The organism is Nonomuraea sp. NPDC003560, assembly GCF_042878785.1.
GTDB lineage: Bacteria > Actinomycetota > Actinomycetes > Streptosporangiales > Streptosporangiaceae > Nonomuraea.
The window spans coordinates 1-24,033 of sequence record NZ_JBIAOF010000018.1 but is presented as its reverse complement, the minus strand read 5'-3'; the positions used below and the strand labels follow the sequence as shown (position 1 = coordinate 24,033).

The following is a 24,033-nucleotide window of genomic DNA, read 5'->3' as shown; positions in this document are numbered from 1 at the left end:
CGTGACAGTCGACGCCTCTCGTGGTGCCGAAGCACCCCCTGAGCTCGTGCAGTTGCTCACTCCCGAAGGAGTGAGGGTCGAGCATCCCGACTACGACATAGACCTGACGCCCGAAGAGGTCAGGTCGCTCTACCGCGACCTGGTGCTCGTCCGGCGCATCGACCTGGAGGCCGTGGCGCTGCAACGCCAGGGCGAGCTGGGCATCTGGGCCTCGCTGCTCGGCCAGGAGGCCGCCCAGATCGGCTCCGGCCGCGCGCTCACCGACTCCGACATGGCCTTCCCCACCTACCGCGAGCACGGCGTCGCCTGGTGCCGCGACGTCGACCCGGTGAAGCTGCTCGGCCTGTTCAGGGGCGTCAACCACGGGGGCTGGGACCCCGAGGAGCACAACTTCCACCTGTACACGATCGTGATCGGCAGCCAGACCCTGCACGCGGTCGGCTACGCCATGGGCATCCAGCGCGACGACGCCTCCGCCGCCACGATCGTCTACTTCGGCGACGGCGCCACCAGCCAGGGCGACGTGAACGAGTCGTTCATCTGGGCCAGCGTGTTCAACGCGCCCGTCGTCTTCTTCTGCCAGAACAACCAGTGGGCCATCTCCGAGCCGCTGGAGAAGCAGAGCCGCATCCCCCTCTACCGCCGGGCCTCGGGCTTCGGCTTCCCGGGCATCAGGGTCGACGGCAACGACGTCTTCGCCTGCCTCGCGGTGACCAGGAAGGCGCTCGAAGCCGCCCGTACGGGCCAGGGGCCGACGCTGATCGAGGCGTTCACGTACCGGATGGGCGCCCACACCACGACCGACGACCCGACCCGCTACCGGGTGGCCAGCGAGCTGGAGGCGTGGAAGCTGAAGGACCCGATCGAGCGGGTCAAGTCGTACCTGTTCCGCAACGAGCTGGCCGACCAGGGCTTCTTCGACGCCGTGACCGCCGAGGCCGACCAGCTCGGCGCCGACCTGCGCAGGCGGTGCCTGGCGATGCCCGACCCCGAGCCGCTCGATATCTTCGACCACGTCTATCGCGAGCCCCACGCGCTCATCGACGGAGAGCGCGCTCAGTTCGCCGCCTACTTGGAGGGCTTCGAGAAATGACGGTGTTGAGCCTGTCCAAGGCGCTTAACGAGGGCATGCGCCGCGCCATGGAGGACGACCCCAAGGTCCTCATCATGGGCGAGGACGTCGGCAAGCTCGGCGGCGTGTTCCGCGTCACCGACGGCCTGCAGAAGGACTTCGGCGAAGACCGGGTCATCGACACGCCGCTCGCCGAGTCCGGCATCATCGGCACCGCGATCGGCCTGGCGCTGCGCGGCTACCGGCCGGTGTGCGAGATCCAGTTCGACGGGTTCGTCTTCCCGGCGGCCGACCAGATCATCACGCAGCTCGCCAAGATGCCGATGCGCTCGCTCGGCGCGATCAAGTTGCCCGTCGTCGTGCGCATCCCGTGCGGCGGCGGCATCGGCGCGGTCGAGCACCACAGCGAGTCGCCCGAGGCGTACTTCGCGCACACGGCCGGCCTGCGCGTGGTCGCCTGCTCCAACCCGGCCGACGCCTACACCATGATCCAGCAGGCCATCCGGAGCGACGACCCGGTCATCTTCTTCGAGCCCAAGCGCCGCTACTGGGAGAAGGCCGACATCGACACGGCTTCGACCGACTGGTGGACGCCGTTCGACAAGGCCACGGTCGTACGGCCCGGCTCCGACCTCACGCTGCTGGCCTATGGCCCGATGGTCAAGACCTGCCTGGAGGCCGCCGCGGCCGCCGAGGACGACGGCCGCTCGCTGGAGGTGATCGACCTGCGCTCGCTCAATCCGCTGGACGAGCCGCTGGTCATGGAGTCCGTCCGCCGCACCGGCCGGGTGGTCGTGGTCCACGAGGCGCCCGTCTACAGCGGCTTCGGCGCCGAGCTGGCGGCCCGGATCACCGAGCAGTGCTTCTACCACCTGGAGTCGCCCGTCCTGCGGGTCGGCGGCTTCTCCACCCCCTACCCGCCGTCGAAGCTCGAAGAGCACTACCTGCCCGACCTGGACCGGGTGCTGCACGCCGTCGACCGCGCCTTCGGGTTCTGAAAGGGGGACGCGCTTCCATGCGACGCGAGTTCAAGCTTCCCGACGTCGGGGAGGGGCTGACCGAGGCCGAGATCGTCCGCTGGCACGTGCGGCCGGGCGACGAGGTCAAGGTCAACCAGATCGTGGTGGAGATCGAGACCGCCAAGTCCATCGTCGAGCTGCCGATCCCCTGGGACGGCGTGGTCGCGGGCGTGCTGGTCGAGGAGGGCCGCACGGTCGACGTGGGCACGCCGATCGTCGCCGTGGACACCGGCGGCGAGGCGGGCGGCGCCGACCAGGGCCCCGCTGATCAGGGCCGCGCCGACCAGGGCCCCGTTGACCAGGGCCTCAAGGCGCTGGCCGACGACATGGTTCCCAAGCCGCCGGAGGAGGGCGCGGTCGAGCCCGGCGCCCACGGCAGCCCCGCGCCCAAGGAGGAGCGGCAGGCGGTCCTGGTGGGCTACGGGGTCAAGACCGGCGCCTCCAAGCGCCGTCCCCGCAAGCAGCCGGCGGAGCCGATCCCGGCCGCGCCGGTGGCCAACCCGGCCCGCGTGGAGGTGCCCGGCCCGGCCCCGACGGCCCGCCCGGCCGAGCCGGCCGGCCCCCCGCCCGTCGTCGCGGCCGTCGGCCGGGGCCGCGTGGCCGTGCTGGCCAAGCCGCCGGTCCGCAAGCTGGCCAAGGACCTGGGCGTCGACCTCGCCACGCTCACCGGCACCGGCCCCCAGGGCTCCATCACCCGCGACGACGTGCACGCCGCCGCGCAGGGCGGCCTCCAGGGTGGTCTTCAGGCGGCGCCCGAGCCCGTCCGGCAGGCCGAGCCCCAGCGGCGGGAGGAGCGCGTCCCCGTCAAGGGCGTGCGCAAGATGACCGCCCAGGCGATGGTGGCCAGCGCCTTCACGGCCCCGCACGTCACCGAGTTCCTCCAGGTCGACGTGACGGAGACCATGGAGGCGGTCCGGCGGCTGCGGACCCTGCCCGACTTCGCCGAGGTCAAGGTCTCCCCGCTGCTGCTGGTCTGCCGGGCCCTGCTCACCGGGGTCAGGCGCTACCCGATGATCAACTCGTCCTGGGACGAGGCGGCCCAGGAGATCGTGGTCAAGCACTACGTGAACCTGGGCATCGCCGCCGCCACCCCGCGCGGCCTCGTCGTGCCCAACATCAAGGACGCCCACGCCCTCCCGCTCCCCGAGCTGGCCAGGCAACTGGGCGCGCTGGCGGAGACGGCCAGGGCGGGCCGCACCCAGCCGGCCGAGATGGCCGGGGGGACGATCACCATCACCAACGTGGGCGTGTTCGGCGTCGACGCCGGCACCCCCATCCTCAACCCGGGCGAGTCCGCCATCCTGGCCTTCGGCCAGGTCAGGGACATGCCGTGGGTGGTGGACGGCGAGCTGGCGGTGCGCAAGGTGACCACCCTCGCGCTCAGCTTCGACCACCGGATCGTCGACGGCGAGCTGGGCTCGATGTTCCTGCGCGACGTCGGCGCGATGCTGGAGGACCCGCTCCGCATGCTCGCCTGGAGCTGAAACCGGGCCGAAGCCGAGCCGAAGCCGAGCCGAAGCCGAGCCGAAGCCGAGCCGAAGCCGAGCCGAAGCGAGCCGAAGCCGGGCGGCGACCGCCGGGAGGACCCCTCTCCCCGGCGGTCACCGCAGGCTCGGCCAGGGCGCCTTCTTGTCCCGCGCGCGGGGGCCGTACGACTCCAGCCACACGGGCGCGCCCACGACATGAGAGACCGCCGCGGGCCAGTCTGATACACCCTCCTCGTAGACCGGCGTCGCCCGCAGCAGCCGGGCCGTACGGTCCGGCTCGGCGAACGTGACGGGCCGGTCGTAGCGCACGCACATGCGGGTGACGTCCGCGTCGAGGTGGGTCAGCGCGAGACCGTCCACGCCGCCGGCCGCCTCGGCCGCGTACCGGTGGGCGACCGCGTCGAAGTGCCCGCGGCGGAAGGCCCCCTGCCACGGCCCGGTCACGTTGTGCGGCTCGGGCAGCTCCAGGCCGGGGTCCTCGGTCACCAGCGGGCCGGGGCCGTGCCGGGTGGTGTAGGTCCGCAGCACGCCGAGCCGCGCCGCCCCGGACCCGTCCAGCAGTTCCAGCGCGTTGGCGAAGGTCGTCGTGCTCCACGTCGTGTACGGGTCGAACCCCCATCGCTCGTCCAGCAGCACGCCCTGCGCGCCCTCGAACACCACCGGCCCCCGCCTGACCAGCCCGACGGTGTACGACGAGTCCACCAGCCGCACCCGCTCGGCGAACGCCCGGTAGACGGCCACGCAGTCCGCCACCGGCGGCCCCTCGACCCCCAGCGCCTCCCGCAGCACGGTCAGTTTCCGCGTCAGCTCGCGCGGCGGGTCGCCCGCCCGGGGCGCGAGCGCGCCGTGCTCCAGGTGGTACGCCATCGTCTCCCCGACGCCCATCCCGCAGGACCCGTGCCGCGCCTCCCCGCGCGCCAGCTCCCGCCTGCGCCCGGCCTCGACGTGGTACGGCGTCGCCAGCAGGCAGTCCCGGTCCACCGTGAGCAGCCCGAAGGGGTCGGGCACGCCGAGCCGGGCCAGGTGCTCCGCCTCGGCCGACAACGCCAGCGGATCGACCACCACGAACCGCGAGAGATGCGTGCGAACCCCCCGGAACGTCCCGGCGCCGAACTGCGCGAACGTGTGGTGCCGCCCGTCGTCCAGGACGACGTTGTGCCCCGCCTGGGCGCCCCCGTTGAACCGGACCACGGCGTGGACGGGCAGCGTGGCGCACGCCCAGTCCACGACCGTGCCCTTGCCGGCGTCGCCGTACCCGAGGTCGACGACGACCAGGTGCTCGTTCACGCCCGGAGCCCGCCGAACCCGCCGAACCCGCCGAACCCGTCGAGCCCGTCGAGCGGCTCGGCGGTGACGACCGTGCCGCGGTCGAGCCTGGCCAGGGCCCGCGACACCGACGCGCCGGCCGTCGAGCCCAGCTCGGCCAGGTCCTCAAGGCCCTCGTCCAGGCCGATCGCGTCCTCGCCGAGCCCGACGGTGAGCGCGATCGTCTCGCACACGGCGTCGAGGTCGTCCAGCTCCAGCACGTTCTGGCCGAGCAGACGGCGCCAGGAGTCCAGCACCTCGGGGTCGCCGGCGTAGCTGGCCCCCTGCGGGAGGATGAAGTAGACGTCGTACTTGCGGGTCAGCTCGGCCACGACGTCGTCCACCCCGAGGGGCGCGGTCAGCCGGTCGCCGACGAGGTCCTTGACGTGGTTCCTGGACACCCGCTGGTAGGGCATCTCGTCGCCGATGACGAACAGGTAGCCGCGCTTGCCGCGCTTGTCGTGGCAGTCGATGGAGGTGTGCCTGGCCATGAAGTACATGGCCAGCTCGTAGGACTCGCGCTTCTGCCCGCCGCCGCCGCCCTCCAGCAGGATCAGGCCGAGCTGGTCGTCCATGCGGTTGTCGGACTCGAACTGGCCGACCTGCAGCGGCGCCCGGTCGCAGGTGGCGTCGCCGATCGCGCCGAACATGATCTGCGGGTCGGTGGCGTAGCCCTTGCGCAGCAGCAGCCCGAGCAGGTCGGGCAGGCGGGTCTGCAGCGTGCGGGGGACCGCGCGCATCGAGCCGGTCACGTCGAAGAGCACGGCGATGGCCAGCGAGTCGGGGTGCTCGGCCGAGTCGCGGCTCTCCCGCGTCACGCCGAAGGGGTCGAGGTCGGGGTGGACGCGCCGGGCTCCGCCGTCGCTGTAGGCGAAGGCGCTGGAGCCGGTGGCCGCGCGGTAGCGCGCGGCGGAGTCGTAGACGTTCGTGGACCAGATTCCGCTGCCCATGGCAGCCTCCCTCAAAGGTGGAGCGGACGGTACGTACGGGGCCCGTAGAGATCGTCGAGCAGGTCGTCGAGCTCGCGCAGCAGCTCCCACGCGTCGGACGGCGGCCGCAGCAGGCAGCCGCGGACGAAGGCGCGCATCCGGCGCGGGCACTCGCCCATCAGGTGGTCGACGCACCGGGTCAGGGCGGCGATGTCGGCGCGTTCGTCGAGCCGGTCGCCGTGGCACCAGTCGACCAGCACGAGCCCATGGTCGAGCGGATGGATGAGGACGTGGCGGGGGAGCACGGCGCCGTGCGCGACGCCGGCCCGGTGGGCGAGCCCGGCGGCCACGAGCAGCCGCCGCCAGATCCACGCCACGTCGCGCGGGTCGAGGCCGGTGCCGGCGCGGTCGAGGGTGACGAACCCGGCGGGCGCCCGGCTGACCACGTTCGCCTGCCGGACCACCTCGCCGGCGCGGTAGCGGAAGCTCGCGACGAGGCGGGGGACGTACGGCAGGAAACGCGGGTCGCCGTCAGCGGCGATCTTCCGCAGCGCGGCGGCCTCGCGGACCAGCAGCCGGTCGGCGGCCGGTGCGCGGGCCACCTTGAGCAGCGAGTCGCGCTCGGCGCCGCGCCCGGCCGGGTAGAGCACGGCGGTGCCGCCCTTGTGCAGCGGCGGCCCGACCAGGAAGTCGCCGACCCGCCGGCCCCGGTGGTAGATCTCCCAGAGCGCGACCAGCCGCTTGAACGCCTCCTCGCCGCCCGGCGCGAGGTCGGGATGCAGCGCCCTGGCCAGCCGCCGGTAGACGCGGGCCGCGGACCCGCCGGCGAAGAGCTCCTGGGCCGATCGCGCCCCCATGACGATCGCCGCCGCCCGCTCGGTGTTCATCGCACCTCCTCCTCCCGTGCGGGCCGCAGCAGCGCGGGGTGGAGCAGCCGGGCGTCGCCCGCGCGGTAGAGCTTGGCCCGCGGGCCGCCTCTGGGGCCGCCGGTCTCGGTGGTCTGGCCGGTGCTCTCGACGAACCCGGGGACGGACAGGACCTTGCGGTGGAAGTTGCCCGCGTGCAGCGGCGTGCCCCACACGGTCTCGTAGATCAGCCGCAGCTCGGAGACGGTGAACTCGGCCCCGGCGAAGGCCGTGGCCAGCGGCGTGTACTCCAGCTTCGACCGGGCCCGCTCGACGCCGTCGGCCAGGATGCGGGCGTGGTCGAAGGCGAGCGGCGGCACGTCGTCGACCGGGTGCCAGACGGCCGCGGCGGCGTCCGTGCCGGGCCGGGGGTCGGGCAGGTCGGGGGCGAAGGCGAGGTAGGAGATCGACACCACCCGCATGCGGGGGTCGCGGCCGGGGCCGCCGTAGCTGGCGAGCTGCTCGATGTGCGCCGGGCGGGTGGCCACGCCGGTCTCCTCGGCCAGCTCGCGCACCGCCGCCTCGGCCAGGTCCTCGTCCGGCTTGATGAAACCGCCGGGCAGGGCCCAGCGGCCCGCGTACGGCTCCACGCCGCGCTCGACGATCAGGACGTGCAGCCGCCGGTCGCGGATGGTCAGCGCCACGACGTCGACGGTGACCGCGACCGGCGCGTAGAGCCGGGGGTTGTAGCCGGCCAGGAACTCTTCCATCCCCAAGTCCTTCTCAGTTCGAGTCAATCTCGACTTGAGAATAACTCCGCCGACGGGTGTGTGTCGATAGGGTTGGCGCATGATCCGTCACATTGTGCTGTTCACCTGGGCCGACGACGCCACCGACGAGCAGAAGGCCGCGGTCGCGACCGAGCTGCGCAAGCTGCCGGGCGAGATCCCGCAGCTACGGGCGTACACGGTGGGGCCCGACGCCGGCATCACCCCCGGCAACCACGAGTTCGCCGTGGTCGCCGACCTCGACAGCGTGGACGACTTCGTGATCTACCGCGACCATCCCCGGCACCAGGCCGTGATCGCGGAGTACATCAAGCCGATCCTGGCCACGCGCGCCGCCGTGCAGCTCAGCCTCTAGAGCTCGGGCGGGTGGTTCTCGCGGTGCATCAGCCGGTCCTCGGAGGTGCGCCCGCGCCGGGGCGCGAGCACGATGCTGAGCACGACGCCCACGCCTCCGACGATCATGAAGATGACGCCGACGATGTCCATGTGCACGCTCTGGCCGAACACGTCGGGTTCGATGGCGAACCGCAGGATGGCGCCGAGCGTGAGGAAGAAGATGCTGACCCCGACACCCATGACGACCTCCAGGCAAAGGCGAGATGTGCCCACGGTCATACCCGGGTATCGGTGATCACACCCCCGCCGCGTCAGGCGAGACAGGACAGTGGCCGCCCGCCGTTGTAGGCGATCATGTCCTGGACGGCCGCGCCGACGTCGATCGGCGCGCCCGGCGGGCGGCCGTCCAGCTCGGCGTAGGCGCGGTGGAGATTGCCCACGATCCGTTCGGGGTCGAGCAGCGCGCCCCACTCGCCGAGGTCGGTCTCCCGCGCCGCCTCCAGGGGCGTCCGGTCCGCCGCGTGGCCCCGCCGGGCGGTCTCCTGGACGAACCGCAGGTAGCCCTCGACCCGGTCGTAGACCTCGGGCCCGCACACCTCGCCGTGCCCGGGGACGATCGTCTCCGCGCCCAGCGCCCTGAGCGTGTCCAGGGCGGCGATCGTCCCGGCCACCGAGCCCATCAGGACGAACGGCGTGCCGCCGTTGAAGACCAGGTCGCCGGAGAACAGCACCCGCCGCTCCGGGATCCACACGATCGAGTCGCTGGTCGTGTGCGCGGCCGGCCCGACGTGCCGCACCTCGCAGCGCAGGTCGTCGGAGTGGAGGGTGACCCCCTCGGTGTACGTCAGGAACGGCGGCGCGACCTCCATCGCCCCCCACACCACCTCCGGCGACCAGGCCCCCCGGTACGCCGGGACCCCGTCGGCCAGGATCTGGGCGCGTACGCCCTCGTGCCCGACGATCGTGGCCTCGGGGAACAGCCAGTTGCCGAAGGTGTGGTCGCCGTGGTGGTGGGTGTTGACCAGCGTGGTGATCGGCCCGCCGCTGACCTTGCCGACGGCCGCCCGCAGGTCGCGGGTGCGGCGCTCGGTCGAGCAGGCGTCCACGCAGATCACGCCGCGCCGCCCGGCCAGGAAGCCGGTGTTGTTGATCCACCAGCTCCCGTCGGGCTGGACGTAGGCGTAGACGCCCTCGGAGACCTCTTCGACGCGCGGCGGGGGCAGGGGGTGGTCATGAGGTGAGGAGCTCATGCCCGGAACCTAACAGCGACGCCCGCCCCCCGGACGGGAGGCGGGCGTCACGAGCGGTGGCTCAGAAGGCCTCTTCGGGAAGCTCCATGAGGTCCTGGCCGGTGGCGGCGAGGACGCGCCGCTCGGCCGTCAGCCTGGGCAGCACGGTCGTGGCGAAGAACGACGCCGCGGCCACCTTGCCCTGGTAGAACGGGTCCTCCGACTCCGCCAGCCGGGCCAGGGCCACCTCGGCCTGGCGCAGCAGCAGCCAGCCGATCACCAGGTCGCCCAGCGAGAGCAGGAACCGGGTGCTGTTCAGGCCGACCTTGTAGACCTCCTCCGGCTTCTCCAGCGAGCCGAGCGCCCAGCCGGCCATGGTGTCGCCCATGACCTTGACCTCGGCGGCGGCCTCGGCGAGCAGCTTGCGCTCCTCCTTGAGCCGGCCGTTGCCCGCCTCGGAGGCGGCGAACTCGTTGATCTCGGCGAGCAGCGCGCCGACCGCGGCGCCCTGGTTGCGCAGGATCTTCCGGAAGAACAGGTCCAGGCCCTGGATCGCGGTGGTGCCCTCGTACAGGGAGTCGATCTTGGCGTCGCGGATGTACTGCTCGATCGGGTAGTCCTGCAGGTAGCCCGAGCCGCCCAGGGTCTGCAGCGAGCGGGCCAGCAGCTCGTACGAGCGCTCCGAGCCGACGCCCTTGACCAGGGGCAGCAGCAGGTCGTTCATGGCCTCCGCGTGCCGGTCCGCCGGGTCGATCAGGAGGGCGTCCTGGAAGGTCGCCGTGTAGAGGACCAGGGCGCGCATGCCCTCGGCGTACGCCTTCTGCAGCATCAGCTCGCGGCGCACGTCCGGGTGGTGGGTGATGGTCACCCGGGGGGCGGACTTGTCGGCCATCTTGGTCAGGTCTGCGCCCTGGTAGCGGGACTTGGCGTAGTCGAGGGCGTTCAGGTAGCCGGTGGAGAGCGTGGCGATGGCCTTGGTGCCGACCATCATGCGGGCGTGCTCGATCACCATGAACATCTGCTTGATGCCCTCGTGCACGTCGCCGACCAGCCAGCCGATCGCCGGGTGCTTGTCGCCGAAGGTGAGCTCGCAGGTCGTGGAGACCTTCAGGCCCATCTTCTTCTCGACGTTGGTGACGTAGGCGCCGTTGCGCTCGCCCAGCTCGCCGGTCTCCAGGTCCACGTGGAACTTGGGCACCAGGAACATCGACAGGCCCTTGGTGCCCGGACCGTGGCCCTCGGGACGGGCCAGGACCAGGTGGAAGATGTTGTCGGCCATGTCGTGCTCGGCGCTGGTGATGAAGCGCTTGACGCCCTCGATGTGCCAGGTGCCGTCGGGCTGCTGGACCGCCCTGGCCCGCCCGGCGCCGACGTCCGAGCCGGCGTCCGGCTCGGTGAGCACCATGGTGGCGCCCCAGTTCTTCTCGATGGCCAGCTCGGCGAAGCGCTTCTGCTCCGGCGTGCCCAGCTTCCACAGGGTGTAGGCGAAGTTGGGGCCGGCGGCGTACATGTACAGGGCCGGGTTGGAGCCGAGCACCATCTCGGCCGTCGCCCAGGCGAGGCTGCGCGGGATGCCGGGGCCGCCCAGCTCGGCGGGCAGGTCGAGGTGCGCCCAGCCGCCGTCCACCAGCGCCTTGAACGACTTCTTGACGCCGTCCGGGACGGTCACCGTGCTCGTCGCCGGGTCGAACACCGGCGGGGTGCGGTCGCCCTCCTCGAAGGAGTCGGCGAGCACGCCGGTCGCCAGCCTGTTGACCTCGTCCAGGATGCTCCGCGCGACGTCCTCGTCCACTTCGCCGAAGGGCCCGGTGCCGAGGATCTCGCGTCGACCGAACACCTCGAAGAGGTTGAATTCCAGGTCACGCACGTTGCTCTTGTAGTGGCCCATGGGTGCAGATCTCCTTGAACCGAGGTCTTCATGTACTGGCCAGTAACCTTACCTGCAATGCTACCCGCGGGTAACCCCGCCCATGCGTGGCATGCTCGACTCCATGGACGCCGAAGAACTCGCCACAAGATGGCGGGAGCGACTGGAATCCTGGGCCATCCCCGAGGAGATCCTGGCCAAGGTTCCGGCCGATCCGTGGAGCCACTCGCCGGCCCGGTTCGCCACGCGGACCGACCGGGCGCTGGCCGAGCCCGACGACGGCCCGACCATGACCCGGCTGGCCGAGGCGCTGCCCGACAAGGGCACGCTGCTCGACGTCGGCTCGGGCCCCGGCGCCGCGTCGCTGCCGCTGCGCGAGCGCATCGGCCACCTTTATGCGGTCGACACATCCGCGCCCATGCTGGAGGGCCTGAAGGTCCGCGCGATGGACCTCGGCGTGCCCGCCACCACCGTCGAGGGGCGCTGGCCCGACGTGGCCGACCAGGTGCCGGTGGTCGACGTGTCCGTCGCCGCGCACGTGGTCTACAACGTGCCCGACCTGGCGGAGTTCCTCCAGGCGCTCGACCGCCGCACCCGCGGCCGGGTGGTGCTCGAACTGCCCCACCGCCATCCCATGAGCTGGATGACGCCGCTCTGGCGGCACTTCCACGGCGTCGACCGTCCGGTCCGGCCCATCGCCGAAGACTGCGTGGCCCTGGCCGCGGCGCTGGGCTTCCCCGTGCGCGTGGAGGAGCGGGAGGCGCCCCTGGAACGTTTCACGACCGTCGAGGAGCTGGCCGAGAGCGCCTGCCGCCGGGTGTGCCTCGACCCGTCCAGGGTGGAGGAGGTGGCCGAGACCGCCGTCGAGCTGGGCATGTGGCCGGTGCCGCGTGACCGGTGGGTCACCGTCTGGTGGGAATGATCCGTTTCACTGAGCCGTTGTACGCATTGAGCTGACCGCTCCCGGACGAGACGCGCCGTACCCGGAAACGCCAAGACGACGCACGTACCTGTACGTCTCGTCCTCAGGAGTACTGATCATGGCGTGGATCCTCATCGTGCTGGCCGGCCTGTTCGAGGTGGCCATGGCACTGTCGCTCAAGCTCAGCAACGGCCTCAGCAACCTGGGGTGGACCCTGTCCTTCCTGGCCACGGCCGCCCTCAGCTTCGGCCTGCTCGCCTACGCGCTCAAGTCCCTGGAGGTCGGCACCGCGTACGCAGTGTGGACCGGCATCGGGGCCGTCGGCACCGCGATCCTCGGCATGGTCGCCATGGGCGACGACGTGTCGCCGCTGCGCCTGACCTCGATCGCGCTCATCCTGGCCGGTGTCGTGGGGCTCAATCTGGCTGGTGGACACTAGTGCGATGATTGAGATCCATGCCATCACCGTCGACGCCACCGACCCCTACGAGATCGCGAGCTGGTGGAGCCAGGCCACCGGGTGGCCGCTGGCCGAGGGCGACAAGCCGGGAGCCGACGAGGTGATGCTGCGTACGCCGCAGGACCCGTTCCTGCTGTTCATCCGCGTGCCCGAGGGCAAGGCCGGCAAGAACCGGGTGCATTTCGACGTCAACGGCACCGAGGGCCGTACGCGTGACGAGGAGGTCGAGCGGCTGCTCGGCCTCGGCGCGACCGTCTTCCAGGACCAGCGCAGGCCCGACGGCACGGGCTGGGTGACCATGCTCGACCCCGAGGGGAACGAGTTCTGCGTGTGCCGGAGCGAGGCGGAGAGGGCCTTGCCGGAATGATGTTCCGTCGGTGATGCCGGCGCCATGAGCGTGGAGGGCCGTCGTCTGCTGGCGGCGGCGTCCACCGGCGAGAAGAGGGAGCGCGCCCGGCGGGCGGGAGCCGACGACGTGATCGGCTACGACGGGCTGAAGGAAGCGGCCAGGGCGTGGGCCGTGGACGTGGCCGTCGACCCGGTCGGCGGCGAGCTGTCCGAGCAGGCCCTTCGCGGGTTGCGCCACGCCATGGAGCACCGGGCCGTGCTCGAAGGTCTGCCGGCGATGCCGGGCATCGTCCCGGCGGCGCCGGAGGTAAGGCCGCCGGCGGAGGCGGGCCGGGCCATGGACGACCTGCTGGAGCGGCGGGTCACTGGGAAGATCGTGCTCGTCCCTTCATCGTGAGGGTCAGGATCGCGGCGATCAGGTAGACCAGCGCGCCGTGCCACATCGCCTGCACGGCCGAGCCGAACACGCCCTCGTCGTCGAGCACGAGCTGCACCGGGTAGTCGAGCACCGCCGTGATCGCGGCGGGCAGGAGCGCGAACTTCCACGGGTGCCGCAGCGACCAGAGCCGGGCCTGGCGGGTGACGCGGTCGCCCTCGTGCGGCTTGGCGACCGCGCCGATCGCGGCGATCAGCGCGAACAGGCTGATGCCGAGGCCCAGGGCCCAGACCAGGTCACCGCCGCCGGTGACCAGGCCCATCCCGAAACTGGTGGCCGACACCACGACGCCGCCGATGGCGGCGGTCTTCCAAGGGGCGCCCCGCAGGGCCGCCGCGGACAGTGAGACCTCGTCGCGTCTACTGATTTCGTTCATGTCCTCATGGTGCCGCCGCGGGCCCCCATGAGGCATCGGGGACGGACCCTGACCTGTCCCTGACATGATTCCCATATGACGGAAATCGCCATTGTGCAGTTGGGGCCGGACGAAGGGGAACGGCTGAGGGACGTCCGGCTGCGGGCGCTCCAGGAGTCACCGGACGCGTTCGGCTCCTCATACGCGCGCGAGGTCGCGTTCTCCGCCGAGGACTGGGCCGAGCGGCTGAAGAACCCGCACTCGCGCTGGTGGGTGGCCGAGGACGATGTCCTGGGCGACGTCGGACTGGTGTGCATGCTCATGGAGGAGTCCGGCGCCCACCTGCTGTCCATGTGGGTCGCCCCCGAGGCCAGGGGACGCGGGCTCGCCTCCCGGCTGGTCGACCGGTCCGTGGAGTGGGCCCGTTCGGCCGGGGCCGAGCAGGTGCAGCTCTGGGCCGTCGACGGCAACCACGCCGCCCGCGCGCTCTACGCGGCCAAGGGCTTCGTGCGCAGCGGCAAGGTCATGGCCCTGCCCTCCAACCCGTCCCTGATGGAGTCCCACTACGTGTTGTCCCTGCTGTTCCGCCAGGCGCGCAAGGAGGACGTCCCGGCCATCGTCCGGCTGCTGGCCGACGACCCGCTCGGCGCGGCCCGCGAGGGAGCCCCCGACGACACCCGCTACCTGATGGCCTTCGACCGCATCGAGGCCAACCCGCACGACGAGCTGATCGTGGCCGAGCGGGAGGGCGAGGTGGTCGGCACGATGCAGCTCACGTACCTGGCCGGGCTGTCGCGGCTGGGCTCCGAGCGGTGCCAGATCGAGGGCGTCAGGGTGGCCGCCTCGACGCGCGGCCAGGGGCTCGGCGGCAAGATGATCCAGTGGGCCGTCGACCGGGCGCGGGCCCGGGGGTGCGCCGTCGTCCAGCTCACCTCCGACAAGTCGCGTACCGACGCCCACCGCTTCTACGACGCGCTCGGCTTCACCGCCTCCCACGAGGGCTACAAGCTCTCACTCGGCTGATTGGCCGTCGGCGAGCTGGGTCAGCATCCAGCGGCACCACTCGGCCCGGTGCCGCTCGTAGCTCAGCCCGCAGCGCAGCGTCGCGTAGCCGCCGAACCCGGGGTCGCCGAAGGCCGGCCGCCCGCCGAACGACGCCTCCTGCCGCTCGTAGTCGGCCAGCCGCTCCTCGTGCGCGGCGAGCTGGCCGGCGAACAGCCGCCGCAGCAGCTCCGGCTCGGCCAGCCACGCCGCGTACGTCTTCAGCACCAGCTCGTCGCGCTCCGGCCGCTCGCGCGGCGGCTCGGTGACCCATGCCCGCAGCGCCGCCAGGCCCTCGGCGGTCAGGTGGTAGACCTTCTTGGCCTGCGGGCCGGGCCCGTGCGCGCTCTCGAACCCGACCAGCCCGGCCGCCCGCAGTTTCTGCAACTCGGCGTGGATCTGGCTGTGGCCGGCCGTCCAGAAGTAGCCGACCGGGCGCCGCATGGCCGCCGCGAGGTCGTAACCGGTGCGATCGCCGCGCGCCAGCACGGCCAGGATCGCGTATCCGAGCGTTGAGGTCATGGTGGGTCCAAGGATATGGTGCTTGCGGCACTATGTCAGTTCAGACATAGTCAGGAGAAGGGCGCGGCGGCCATGCGAAAGATCGTCGGATGGATGGCACTCCTCACCATGGGGCTGACCGGCTGCGGGGGCACGGTCGGCACCGGCACCACCGCCGTCCGCACGACGGCCGCCGAGTCCCCCGCCCATGTCAGCGAGACAACCCCCGCCCCGAGCGCGCCGCCCACCGGCCCCAACGTCTCGGGCTGCTTCACCGAGCAGGACGGCAAGATCTTCACCCACGTCCGCGGCCTGCCCGGCGTAATCGCCGGCGACGGCCCGGTGGGCGTGGTGATCAGTTACGAGCGCCGCGGCACCGTGTGCTCCTGGCGCCCGCTGTCGGACCGCCTGGTCGCCGCCGGATACCGCGTCCTGCTGTACGCCAGGGACGCCGGCCTCCTCCCCGAGGACGGCGCGGTCGCCATGGGCAAGCGCCTGGCCAAGGAGAAGGGCGTCGAGCGGCTGTTCCTGGTCGGCGGCTCGATCGGCGCCACGGCCTCGGTCCCGGCGGCCGAGCGGCTGGGCGCCGAGGTGGCCGGCGTCGTCGCCCTGTCAGGCGAGATCGACGAGGGCGACGCCGCCGCGCTCACCGTGCCGCTGCTGCAGATCGGCTCCGAGCACGACTCCTACGGCGGCGCCGAGTCGATGCGCGCGGCCGAGGCCGCCGCGACCAGGTCCCCGGACAACCAGGTGCTGGTCATCCCCGGCGAGTCGCTGCACGCCTCGGCCCTGCTCGGCAGCCCCTACTCCGCCAAGGTGCTCGACGCGGTCGTGGCGTTCATGGACCGGCACAAGGGCTGATCTCGACCAGGTTGTCGTGGAAGGCCGGGCCCCGGCCCATGTCGCCGTCCCGCTCGGCCACGACCGCGTTGGCGTTCGCGCCGCCTGGGGTCAGCTTCGGCCACCGGCCCTTGGGCGAGGCCACCACGCCGGGCGCGACCCGGTCGCTGATCTCCACGTCGGCCAGGAACTCGCCGCCGTCGTTGTGCACCCGTACGCGCTGCCCGGCCACCAGCCCCCGGGCCGCCGCGTCGGCCGGGTTGACCAGTACGGCCGGCCCCTTGGCCCGCCGCCGCAGCTCCGGATTGTTGGCGAAGATCGTGTTCAGGAACGTGTGCGAGGCCGGCGTGACCAGCGTCAGCGGGTACGCCGACCGGTCGGCGACCGCCGTGTGCGAGGGCACGTACGCCTTCCCCGCGGGCGGGAAGCGCAGCCGTCCGGAAGGCGTCGGGAAGCCCTCGGCGAACGGCGCGAACGGCTTGGGGTAGTTCATCCGCACCCACCCCTCCTTGCGCAGCCGGTCCAGCGTGACGCCTTCGAGCGACGGGTGCCCGCCCGACAGCAGCGACTCGGCCAGCTCCAGGTCGGAGTCGTACAGGGACGGCTCGGTCAGCCCCATGTGCGCGGCCAGCCGGCGGAAGGTCTCGGTCGTGGACAGGCACTCGCCCGGCGGCGGCACGGCGGGCTCGTTCCACAGCAGGTACATGTGGCCGTAGCCGGCGTGCAGGTCCATGTGCTCGGTCTGCATGGTCGCGGGCAGCACGATGTCGGCGTAGTCCACGGTGTCGGTCGGGAACTGCTCCATGACGACCGTGAACAGGTCCTCGCGGGCGAGCTGCCGCCTGATCGTGTTGGCGTCGGGGGTCGAGCCGAGCGGGTTGGCGGCGTACACCCACAGACACTTGACGTCGTCGAGCTGGGAGCCGAGCTTGGTCATGACCAGCGTGCGCACCGGCTTGGCCAGCAGGTCGTCGCGGGTGTCGACGGTCACGCGCACGTGACCGCTCGTCGAGTACGCCACGCCGCCGCCCGGATGCCGCCAGTCGCCGGTCACGCCGGGGATCGCGGCGATCGTGCGCATCGCGGCGCCGCCGCCGGCGTGCCGCTGGATGCCCATGGTGGCGCGGATCGCGGTCGGCCGGGTGTGGGCCAGACGCATCCCCAGGCCGTGGACGTCCTCGGCCGGGATGCCGGTGATCTCCGCCACCCGCTCCACCGGGTACTCCAGGATTTCCTTGCGGAAGTCCGCCCAGCCCTCGGTGTGCTCGGCCAGGAACTCCTCGTCCTGGGCGTTCTCCGCGAGCACGACGTTGAGCAGCCCGAGCGCGAGCGCGGCGTCCGTGCCCGGCCTGATCGCCAGGTGCTGGTCGGCCTGGTCGGCGGTCCTGGTGCGGATGGGGTCGATGGCGACCACGTGCGCGCCGTCCGCGCGGGCGTCCTGGATGAACTTCCACAGGTGGTGGCCGCTGGTCAGCGTGTTCGTGCCCCAGAGCAGGATCAGCCTGGCCTGGGCGAAGTTCTCCGGGTCCATGCCGCCGGCGGTGCCGTTGGCCTTCAACAGCCCGCTGCTGCCGGCCGCCGAGCAGATGTTCAGCCAGTGCTTGGACGCCCCCAGCACGTTCCAGAACCGGCGGCCCGCCACGCCCTCGCAGCCCTGGAGGTAACCCAGCGAGCCGGTGCCGAGGTAGGGCCAGATCGCCTCGCCGCCGTGCTCGTCCACGATGGCGCGCAGCCGGGTCGAGATCTCGTCGAGCGCCTCGTCCCAGGTGATGCGCTCGAACTGCCCCGATCCCTTCGGCCCGGTGCGCCGCATCGGGTACAGGATGCGGTCGTCCGCCTGAGTGTGCTCCAGGTACCGGTTGACCTTCACGCACAGCGCGCCGCGGGTGTAGGGGTGGTCGGGGTTGCCGCGCATCTTGACGGCCTGCCCGTCCCGTACGGTCACGACCCAGGAGCAGGTGTCCGGGCAGTCAAGCGGACATGCCCCCAAAACCCTCAAATCACCCGACATACGCACAGCCTACGTCGAGAGGCCCGCGCCCGCCGTCCCCGCGACACCGCCGAGCCGACCTCGTGAAAGAAGCCAAAGGTGAACGGTTGGAGTTCCACCGTGTACCCTGCCTCGCGCAGCCTGGCCGCGGCGTTCTCGGCCGACGCGTCGTGACCGGGCCGCCCGGCCGCGCGGTTCCACCCGTGGGCGCCGGGCGTCGGGGGCGACGAGGGCCGGCACCGGCATCGCGAGAGTGAACATGCCAGACACGCGGGCAGGTCAATGCCGGTCGGGTCCTCACCCGATGCGCGCGCCGGAGCGGCGAACGAGGACACTGGAGAACAGAGATCGTACGGTCCGGCCGGGAAGGTGCAGAATCACTGTCGGTGGCCGAAATCAGGGAACGAGACGATGACACGGAGGACCTCGCGGAAGGGGATCCAGCCGTGTCCGAGCCACGCGCCGACGGCGGCGTCTACGTAGTCGAGCCGCTCCTTCCCCAGCGGCTGCGGCGGCCGTCCGACCTGCTGCGCTTCTTCGCGACGCTGGCGGTGCTCGCGGCGGTGATCCTGCTCGCCCTCGTCGCCAAGCAGACGCTCAACGGCCTGGAGCAGGACGTCAAGGTCGGCGCCGAGATGGTCCCGCTGCTCAGCCGGGTCGCGGCCTTCATCGGCAGCGCGGCCGTGCTGATCGTGCCCGCCGCGTTCGCCGTCGAGCGGGTCTTCCACCGCGACGGCCTGCGCGTCGCGGAAGGGCTGATCGCGGCCATCATCGGCATGGCCGGGTCGTTCCTGCTCGGCCAGTGGATCGAGGCCAGCAGCCTGACCGACCTGCGCATCCTGCTCACCGGCGACCGCGCGATCGAGCCGCTGAACACGCTGCTCACCTCGGTGATCGCCTACACCACCGCGGTGCGCATCGCCCGCCGCCCCACGTGGCGCATGCTCATGTGGACCTCGATCGCCCTCTACATCCTCACCTACTTCTCCGGTAGGCAGATCACCCTGCCCAGCGCCATCGTGACCGTCCTGGTCGGCATGGCCATCGGCTACGCCACCCTCTACGGCGTCGGCAGCCCCAACACCCGACCGCCCGGCAGCGCCGTGGTCGCCGCGCTGCGCAAGCTGTCCTTCTCGCCCGTCTCCGCCCGCCGCATCGAGGACGACCACCAGGGCAGCCGCCGCTACGCCATCGGCCTCAAGGACGGCACCAGCCTCGACGTCACCGTCCTCGACCGCGACCGCCAGGTGGCCGGGCTGCCGTACCGGCTGTGGCGGCGCATCAGGCTCAACTCCGAGACCAGGCGCCGGGCCATCCGCTCGCTCCGGGCCGAGCTGGAACGCGAGGCCCTGATGGCGTACGCGGCCCAGGCCGCCGGCGCCAGCACGCCGCGCCTGCTCGGCACCAGCGAGATCGGCACCGAGGCCGCCCTGCTCGCCTACGAGCACATCGAGACCCGCCCGCTCGACGAGGTGCCCGACGCCGAGATCGACGACGCCCTGCTCGCCCAGATCTGGGAGCAGGTCGAGCTGCTGCAGATCCAGCGGCTGGCACACCGGCGGCTCACCGGCGACAGCATCCACCTCGACCGCGCCGGCCGGGTCGTGCTGACCGACGCCCGCAGCGGCGAGATCGCCGCCGGCGACCTGCTGCTCCGGCTCGACATCGCCCAGCTCCTCACCTACCTGGCGTTGCGCGTCGGCGCCGAGCGCTCGGTCCGGGCCGCCGCCGCCGTGATGGGCCCCGACGCCCTCGCCGCCGCCATGCCGCTGCTCCAGCGCATCGCCCTGACCAGGGAGACCCGTTCGGCCCTGTCCAAGGCCAAGAACGTGCTCACGAGCCTGCGCGACCACATCGTCGCCCTCAAGCCCCAGGGCAAGGTCGAAGAGGTACGCCTGGAGCGCTTCCGCCCGCGCACCCTGATCACGATCATCGCCAGCACGGTCGCCGCCTACGTCGTGCTGTCCCAGCTCAGCAAGGTCGACCTCTACAAGGTGGTGACCACGGCCAACTGGGGGTGGTCCGGCCTGGCGCTGATCGCCTCGTTCACCAGCTTCGTCGCCGCCGCCCTCATGCTGCGCGGGTTCGTCCCGGAACGCCTGCCGCTGTGGCGTACCGTCCTGGTGCAGTTCGCGTCGTCATTCGTCAAGCTGGTCGCGCCCGCCGCGGTCGGCGGCGTCGCGATCAACACCCGCTACCTGCAGAAGCGCGGCATCGCGCCGGCGCTCGCGGTGGCCAGCGTGGGCGCCTCGCAGCTCATCATGCTGGTCTTCCACATCGCCCTGCTGCTGCTGTTCGCCTACATCACCGGCTCCGACGCCGCCACCTCCTTCACCCCCTCGCGCGGCCTGGTCGTGGCGATGCTCGCCATCGCGCTGCTGGTCGCGGTGGTGCTCGGCGTGCCGCCGCTGCGCAGGATGGTGACCGTGCGGATGCGCAGGCTGTTCTCGAACGTGCTGCCCCGCCTGCTCGACGTGCTCCAGTCGCCGGCCAAGATGATCGAGGCCGCCTTCGGCACGCTCATGATCACGATCGCCTTCGTGGCCTGCCTCGACGCCTGCGTCGCGGCGTTCGGCGGTCAGCTGAGCTTCACCGCCGTCGCCGTCGTCTACCTCACGGCCAACGCCATCGGCTCGGCCGCCCCCACGCCGGGCGGCCTCGGCGCCGTCGAGTACGCGCTCACCCTCGGCCTGGTCGCGGCCGGCCTCGAATGGGACCTGGCGGCCTCGGCCGTGCTGCTGCACCGGCTGCTCACGTTCTGGCTGCCGGTGCTGCCGGGCTGGGCCGCCTTCACCTACCTCCAGCGGCACGAGGCCCTGTGACCCGCCCTCGGGCGGCACAGGACCCCGTGCGCCGCGGATGATCAGCGGGCCGACGTGACCGCCTCGGTGACCTTGTCGATCGCCGCCAGCTCGCTCTCGGTGAACACCGGGCCGTCCACGCACGCCACGTTGTCCTCCAGCTGCCGGACGCTGCTCGCCCCGATCAGCACGCTCGTCACCCGCGGGTCGCGCAGCGTCCACGACAGCGCCATCTGGGCCAGCGTCTGACCCCGGCCCCTGGCGATCTCGTTGAGGTCGCGGGCCAGGTCCCGGTCGATCTGCTCGGCGCTCAGGAACCGGCTCGTCGCCGCCCGCGAGCCCTCGGGCACGCCCTCCAGGTAGCGGTCGGTGAGCAGCCCCTGCGCCAGCGGCGAGTACACGATGCAGCCCATGCCCGCCTCCTCCAGCACGTCGAGCAGCCCGTCGTCCTCGATCCAGCGGTTGATCATCGAGTACGACGGCTGGTGGATGAGCAGCGGCGTGCCCAGCTCGCGCATGATCCGCGCGGCCTGGGCGGTCTGCTCGGCCGAGTAGTTGGAGACGCCCGCGTAGAGCGCCTTGCCCGAGCGCACCGCCCGGTCCAGCGCCCCCATCGTCTCCTCCAGCGGCGTCTCCGGGTCCGGACGGTGGCTGTAGAACACGTCCACGTACTCCAGGCCCATGCGGGCGAGCGACTGGTCGAGGCTGGCCAGCACGTACTTGCGCGACCCCCACTCCCCGTACGGCCCCGGCCACATGTCGTACCCGGCCTTGGTCGAGATGACCAGCTCGTCCCGGTACGCCGCGAAGTCCTCCCGCAGGATCCGCCCGAAGTTCCGCTCCGCCGACCCGTACGGCACGCCGTAGTTGTTGGCCAGGTCGAAATGCGTCACCCCGAGGTCGAACGCGCGCCGCAGCACCGCCCGCGAGCTCTCGATCGGCCGGTCGTCGCCGAAGTTGTGCCACAACCCCAGCGACACCGCCGGCAACCGCAGCCCGCTGCGCCCGCTGCGGTTGTACGGCTGACGCTCGTAACGCCGCTCGTCGGCCACGAAGCTCACGCCGTCCCCCTCTCGATGATCCAGGACAGCGCGAACGCCTCCTCGCGCCAGGCGTCGTACCGGCCGCTGCGCCCGCCGTGTCCCGCGCCCATCTCCGTCTTGAGCAGGAACGGCCCGCCGGACGCGGTCGCCCGCAGCCGCGCGATCCACTTGGCCGGCTCGTGGTAGAGCACCCGCGTGTCGTTCAGGCTGGTGATCGCCAGAATCGGCGGGTACACCCTGCCGTCCACGTTCTCGTACGGCGAATAGCTCTTCATGTACGCGTAGACGTCCGGGTTGTGCAGCGGGTCGCCCCACTCGTCCCATTCGATCACCGTCAGCGGCAACGACGGGTCGAGGATCGTGTTGAGCGCGTCCACGAACGGCACCTCGGCCACCACCCCGGCGAACTCCTCGGGAGCCAGGTTCGTCACCGCGCCCATCAGCAGCCCGCCCGCCGAGCCGCCGCGCGCGACGATCCGCCCGCTCCAGCCGCCCGCTTTGAGATGCCGGGCCGCCGCCACGAAGTCGGTGAACGTGTTCCGCTTCCTGGTCAGCTTGCCGTCCTCGTACCAGTGACGGCCCATCTCGCCGCCGCCCCTGACATGCGCGACGGCGAAGACGAACCCGCGGTCGAGCAGCGACAGCCGGGGCACCGAGAACGCGGGGTCGATCGAGGTCTCGTAGCTGCCGTAGCCGTAGAGCAGGGTCGGGGCCGGCGTCGTGGTGTCCTTGCGCTTGACGATCGAGATCGGCACGCGCGTGCCGTCCTCGGCCGTGGCCCACTCCCGGAACTGCTCGTAGTCGCCCGCGTCGTAGCCGCCCAGCACCGGACGCTGCTTGAGCAGGATCAGCTCGTGCGAGTCCAGCTCGTAGTCGTAGACGCTCGGCGGCGTCACCATGCTCGTGTACGCCAGCCGCAGCCGCGTCGTCGTGAACTCGGGGTTGCCCGCCGGGCCGACGTCGTACAGGGGCTCGGGGAAGTCGATCTCGTACGCGTTCCGCTCGGCGGCCTCGATCCGCTCCCGCCAGCCCGCGCCCGCGGCGCTGTAGGGCAGCACCCGCAGGCCGGTCAGGCCGTCACGGCGGAAGTGCACGACGGCGTGGTCGGAGAAGGCGTCGATCTCCAGCAGCCGGGTGTCCTCGCGGTGCCCGATCAGCGGGGTCCAGGTGCCGGGCTCGTCGATGGGGGCCGTGGCCAGCTCGAAGTTCTCGGCGTTCTCGTTGTGCAGGACGTAGAAGAAGTCGCCCGCGTGCTCGACGCCGTACTCCACGCCGGTCTTCCTGGGCCGGACGACCTGGAACTCGCCGGTGGGGTCGGCGGCGTCGAGGATGCGCACCTCGCTGGTGATCTTGCTGCCCGCGCCCAGCACGAGGTACCGCTCGCTGCGGGTCAGCCCGATGCCCACCCAGTAGCGCTCGTCGGTCTCCTCGTAGACCAGGACGTCCTCTTCCGTCCCGAGGGTGTGCCGGTAGACCTGGTAGGGACGCCAGGCGTCGTCCACCCGCGTGTAGAAGAACGCCGACCCGTCGGCCGACCAGGCGCCGCCGTAGAAGATGTCCTTGATCTCGTCGGGCAGCACCTCGCCCGTCTCAAGGTTCCTGAACCTCAGCGTGAAACGCTCGTCGCCCTTGTAGTCGGTCGAGTAGGCCAGCATCGTCCCGTCGGGCGTGACGGCGCTGGTGCCGACGGAGAAGAACGCGCTGTCGCCGGCGAGCTCGTTGCCGTCGAGCACGACCTGCTCGCGCTCAAGGCGCTCGCCCGGCGTGATCTGCGGCGGCGCGTCACTGTCGGCCGGCACCCGGCAGGACACCGCGTACTGCTTGCCCTCCTCGGTACGCGTGAAGTACCACCACGCCCCCTTGCGGCTCGGCACCGACAGGTCGGTCTCCTGGGTGCGCCCCTTGATCTCCTGGAAGACCTGCTCCTGGAGCTCGGCGAGATGCGCGGTGTGCTCTTTGAGAAAGTCGTTCTCTGCCTCCAGGTACGCCGTTGTGTCCGGGTCGTCCTTGTTGCTTAGCCAGGCGTACTCGTCGATGAACGTGTCGCCGTGATGGATGCGCTCAGTCGGTACCTTCTTCGCCACTGGCGGCGTGTTGCTGCTCACGGGGGGAGTCTATGTTCGGCCGTGATCGTTCTGTGGCCGGGAGAGCTGCGGAACGCGTCCCGAGTGGTCGGGAGCGCTGCTAATCTTTAGAAGCCGACGAGGTGCGGCGCAACCCACTCCCTTCACTCCGGTGACTTTGGTGCGTTGCGACGCGTAACGTCGGCAATCCCTTCTGGCTCGCGGGTTTGAAGATCGGTTCGCTAACCGAGCGACAGGCTGGTAAGTTAGAGGGGTTGTCCCGGAAGCGGGGCGCGACTTAATTCCAGCAGGTCGAGCAAGTCCGGTCAATTTGACAGAGACTTGAACGGCTGAAA

Annotated in this window: 23 protein-coding genes and 1 riboswitch; of the genes, 11 read left to right on the top strand and 12 right to left on the bottom strand. The window is 71.5% G+C overall.

All coding sequences use genetic code 11. The annotated features are described in order from the left end of the window. Position 1 precedes the first annotated feature (1 nt). The 3 genes from pdhA to ACFYUV_RS46605 are packed head-to-tail and all read left to right on the top strand — an operon-like array spanning position 2 to position 3,575. A complete protein-coding gene (gene pdhA / locus ACFYUV_RS46615; protein WP_352361056.1) occupies positions 2–1,093 on the top strand; it encodes a pyruvate dehydrogenase (acetyl-transferring) E1 component subunit alpha in 1,092 nt (363 codons plus the stop codon). Next, complete coding sequence (locus ACFYUV_RS46610; RefSeq protein WP_387681464.1) at positions 1,090–2,070, top strand: alpha-ketoacid dehydrogenase subunit beta; 981 nt, start codon at positions 1,090–1,092, stop codon at positions 2,068–2,070. Before pdhA ends, ACFYUV_RS46610 begins: the two co-directional genes overlap by 4 nt. A 17-nt stretch (positions 2,071–2,087) precedes the next feature. Continuing rightward, positions 2,088–3,575 carry a 2-oxo acid dehydrogenase subunit E2 gene (locus tag ACFYUV_RS46605; protein ID WP_387681462.1) on the top strand — a complete coding sequence of 496 codons (1,488 nt, stop codon included), beginning with the start codon at positions 2,088–2,090 and terminating at the stop codon, positions 3,573–3,575. A 117-nt stretch (positions 3,576–3,692) separates the two neighbouring features. On the opposite strand, the gene ACFYUV_RS46600 is transcribed toward ACFYUV_RS46605, so the two are convergent. From ACFYUV_RS46600 to ACFYUV_RS46585, 4 genes are read right to left on the bottom strand one after another with little or no spacing between them, the layout of a single operon-like run. After that, positions 3,693–4,865 carry an adenylosuccinate synthetase gene (locus tag ACFYUV_RS46600; protein ID WP_387681459.1) on the bottom strand — a complete coding sequence of 391 codons (1,173 nt, stop codon included), beginning with the start codon at positions 4,863–4,865 and terminating at the stop codon, positions 3,693–3,695. Beyond that, complete coding sequence (locus ACFYUV_RS46595) at positions 4,862–5,833, bottom strand: hypothetical protein (RefSeq protein WP_387681456.1); 972 nt, start codon at positions 5,831–5,833, stop codon at positions 4,862–4,864. Before ACFYUV_RS46595 ends, ACFYUV_RS46600 begins: the two co-directional genes overlap by 4 nt. Before the next feature lie 11 nt (positions 5,834–5,844). After that, a complete protein-coding gene (locus tag ACFYUV_RS46590) occupies positions 5,845–6,699 on the bottom strand; it encodes a molecular chaperone DnaJ (RefSeq protein WP_387681454.1) in 855 nt (284 codons plus the stop codon). Next, a complete protein-coding gene (locus ACFYUV_RS46585; protein WP_358302027.1) occupies positions 6,696–7,427 on the bottom strand; it encodes an NUDIX hydrolase in 732 nt (243 codons plus the stop codon). Before ACFYUV_RS46585 ends, ACFYUV_RS46590 begins: the two co-directional genes overlap by 4 nt. Positions 7,428–7,506: 79 nt before the next feature. Here ACFYUV_RS46585 and ACFYUV_RS46580 point away from each other — a divergent pair, with 79 nt between their 5' ends. Next, positions 7,507–7,800: a Dabb family protein gene (locus ACFYUV_RS46580; protein WP_358302030.1), complete on the top strand. Its 294-nt coding sequence runs from the start codon at positions 7,507–7,509 to the stop codon at positions 7,798–7,800. Here ACFYUV_RS46580 and ACFYUV_RS46575 read toward each other — a convergent pair. From ACFYUV_RS46575 to ACFYUV_RS46565, 3 genes are all read right to left on the bottom strand, one after another. Next, entirely contained in the window at positions 7,797–8,021 is a 225-nt protein-coding gene (locus ACFYUV_RS46575) for a hypothetical protein (protein ID WP_358302033.1), read from the bottom strand. The two genes, ACFYUV_RS46580 and ACFYUV_RS46575, sit on opposite strands and share 4 nt — an antisense overlap. Before the next feature lie 71 nt (positions 8,022–8,092). After that, positions 8,093–9,031, bottom strand: coding sequence for an MBL fold metallo-hydrolase (locus ACFYUV_RS46570; protein ID WP_387681449.1), 939 nt, complete (start codon positions 9,029–9,031; stop codon positions 8,093–8,095). Between the two features lie 61 nt (positions 9,032–9,092). After that, positions 9,093–10,898: an acyl-CoA dehydrogenase gene (locus ACFYUV_RS46565; RefSeq protein WP_387681446.1), complete on the bottom strand. Its 1,806-nt coding sequence runs from the start codon at positions 10,896–10,898 to the stop codon at positions 9,093–9,095. Positions 10,899–11,001: 103 nt separating this feature from the next. Between ACFYUV_RS46565 and ACFYUV_RS46560 the strand changes: the two genes are divergently transcribed. The 4 genes from ACFYUV_RS46560 (at position 11,002) to ACFYUV_RS46545 (ending at position 13,004) form a co-directional block, all read left to right on the top strand. After that, positions 11,002–11,799, top strand: a complete 798-nt coding sequence (locus ACFYUV_RS46560; RefSeq protein WP_387681443.1) for a class I SAM-dependent methyltransferase — start codon at positions 11,002–11,004, stop codon at positions 11,797–11,799. 23 nt (positions 11,800–11,822) lie between these two features. Then, a riboswitch (guanidine-III (ykkC-III) riboswitch) is annotated at positions 11,823–11,884 on the top strand. Positions 11,885–11,917: 33 nt separating this feature from the next. Continuing rightward, positions 11,918–12,238 (top strand): DMT family transporter, encoded by a 321-nt coding sequence (locus ACFYUV_RS46555; protein WP_387681441.1) that lies wholly within the window; start codon positions 11,918–11,920, stop codon positions 12,236–12,238. 4 nt (positions 12,239–12,242) lie between these two features. Then, positions 12,243–12,626 (top strand): VOC family protein, encoded by a 384-nt coding sequence (locus tag ACFYUV_RS46550; protein WP_387681438.1) that lies wholly within the window; start codon positions 12,243–12,245, stop codon positions 12,624–12,626. Positions 12,627–12,650: 24 nt separating this feature from the next. Further along, entirely contained in the window at positions 12,651–13,004 is a 354-nt protein-coding gene (locus ACFYUV_RS46545; protein WP_387681435.1) for a hypothetical protein, read from the top strand. Here the strand turns inward: ACFYUV_RS46545 and ACFYUV_RS46540 are convergent. Next, positions 12,970–13,419 carry a hypothetical protein gene (locus ACFYUV_RS46540; protein WP_387681432.1) on the bottom strand — a complete coding sequence of 150 codons (450 nt, stop codon included), beginning with the start codon at positions 13,417–13,419 and terminating at the stop codon, positions 12,970–12,972. The two genes, ACFYUV_RS46545 and ACFYUV_RS46540, sit on opposite strands and share 35 nt — an antisense overlap. Positions 13,420–13,494: 75 nt before the next feature. Here ACFYUV_RS46540 and ACFYUV_RS46535 point away from each other — a divergent pair, with 75 nt between their 5' ends. Then, positions 13,495–14,421 (top strand): GNAT family N-acetyltransferase, encoded by a 927-nt coding sequence (locus ACFYUV_RS46535; protein ID WP_387681429.1) that lies wholly within the window; start codon positions 13,495–13,497, stop codon positions 14,419–14,421. On the opposite strand, the gene ACFYUV_RS46530 is transcribed toward ACFYUV_RS46535, so the two are convergent. After that, on the bottom strand, positions 14,410–14,961 hold the full coding sequence (locus tag ACFYUV_RS46530) for a PadR family transcriptional regulator (protein WP_387681426.1): 552 nt from the start codon (positions 14,959–14,961) through the stop codon (positions 14,410–14,412). The genes ACFYUV_RS46535 and ACFYUV_RS46530 overlap by 12 nt on opposite strands. Before the next feature lie 93 nt (positions 14,962–15,054). On the opposite strand from ACFYUV_RS46530, the gene ACFYUV_RS46525 reads away from it, so the two are divergent. Next, entirely contained in the window at positions 15,055–15,801 is a 747-nt protein-coding gene (locus ACFYUV_RS46525; protein ID WP_387681423.1) for an alpha/beta hydrolase, read from the top strand. Here ACFYUV_RS46525 and ACFYUV_RS46520 read toward each other — a convergent pair. Beyond that, positions 15,779–17,791 carry a molybdopterin-dependent oxidoreductase gene (locus ACFYUV_RS46520; protein ID WP_387681420.1) on the bottom strand — a complete coding sequence of 671 codons (2,013 nt, stop codon included), beginning with the start codon at positions 17,789–17,791 and terminating at the stop codon, positions 15,779–15,781. The two genes, ACFYUV_RS46525 and ACFYUV_RS46520, sit on opposite strands and share 23 nt — an antisense overlap. Before the next feature lie 425 nt (positions 17,792–18,216). Between ACFYUV_RS46520 and ACFYUV_RS46515 the strand changes: the two genes are divergently transcribed. Continuing rightward, positions 18,217–20,592, top strand: a complete 2,376-nt coding sequence (locus ACFYUV_RS46515) for a YbhN family protein (RefSeq protein WP_387681417.1) — start codon at positions 18,217–18,219, stop codon at positions 20,590–20,592. 41 nt (positions 20,593–20,633) lie between these two features. On the opposite strand, the gene mgrA is transcribed toward ACFYUV_RS46515, so the two are convergent. After that, positions 20,634–21,632 (bottom strand): L-glyceraldehyde 3-phosphate reductase, encoded by a 999-nt coding sequence (mgrA, locus tag ACFYUV_RS46510; RefSeq protein WP_387681414.1) that lies wholly within the window; start codon positions 21,630–21,632, stop codon positions 20,634–20,636. Next, a complete protein-coding gene (locus ACFYUV_RS46505; protein ID WP_387681411.1) occupies positions 21,629–23,719 on the bottom strand; it encodes a S9 family peptidase in 2,091 nt (696 codons plus the stop codon). The genes mgrA and ACFYUV_RS46505 overlap by 4 nt, the downstream gene beginning before the upstream one ends. Positions 23,720–24,033: the final 314 nt, after the last annotated feature.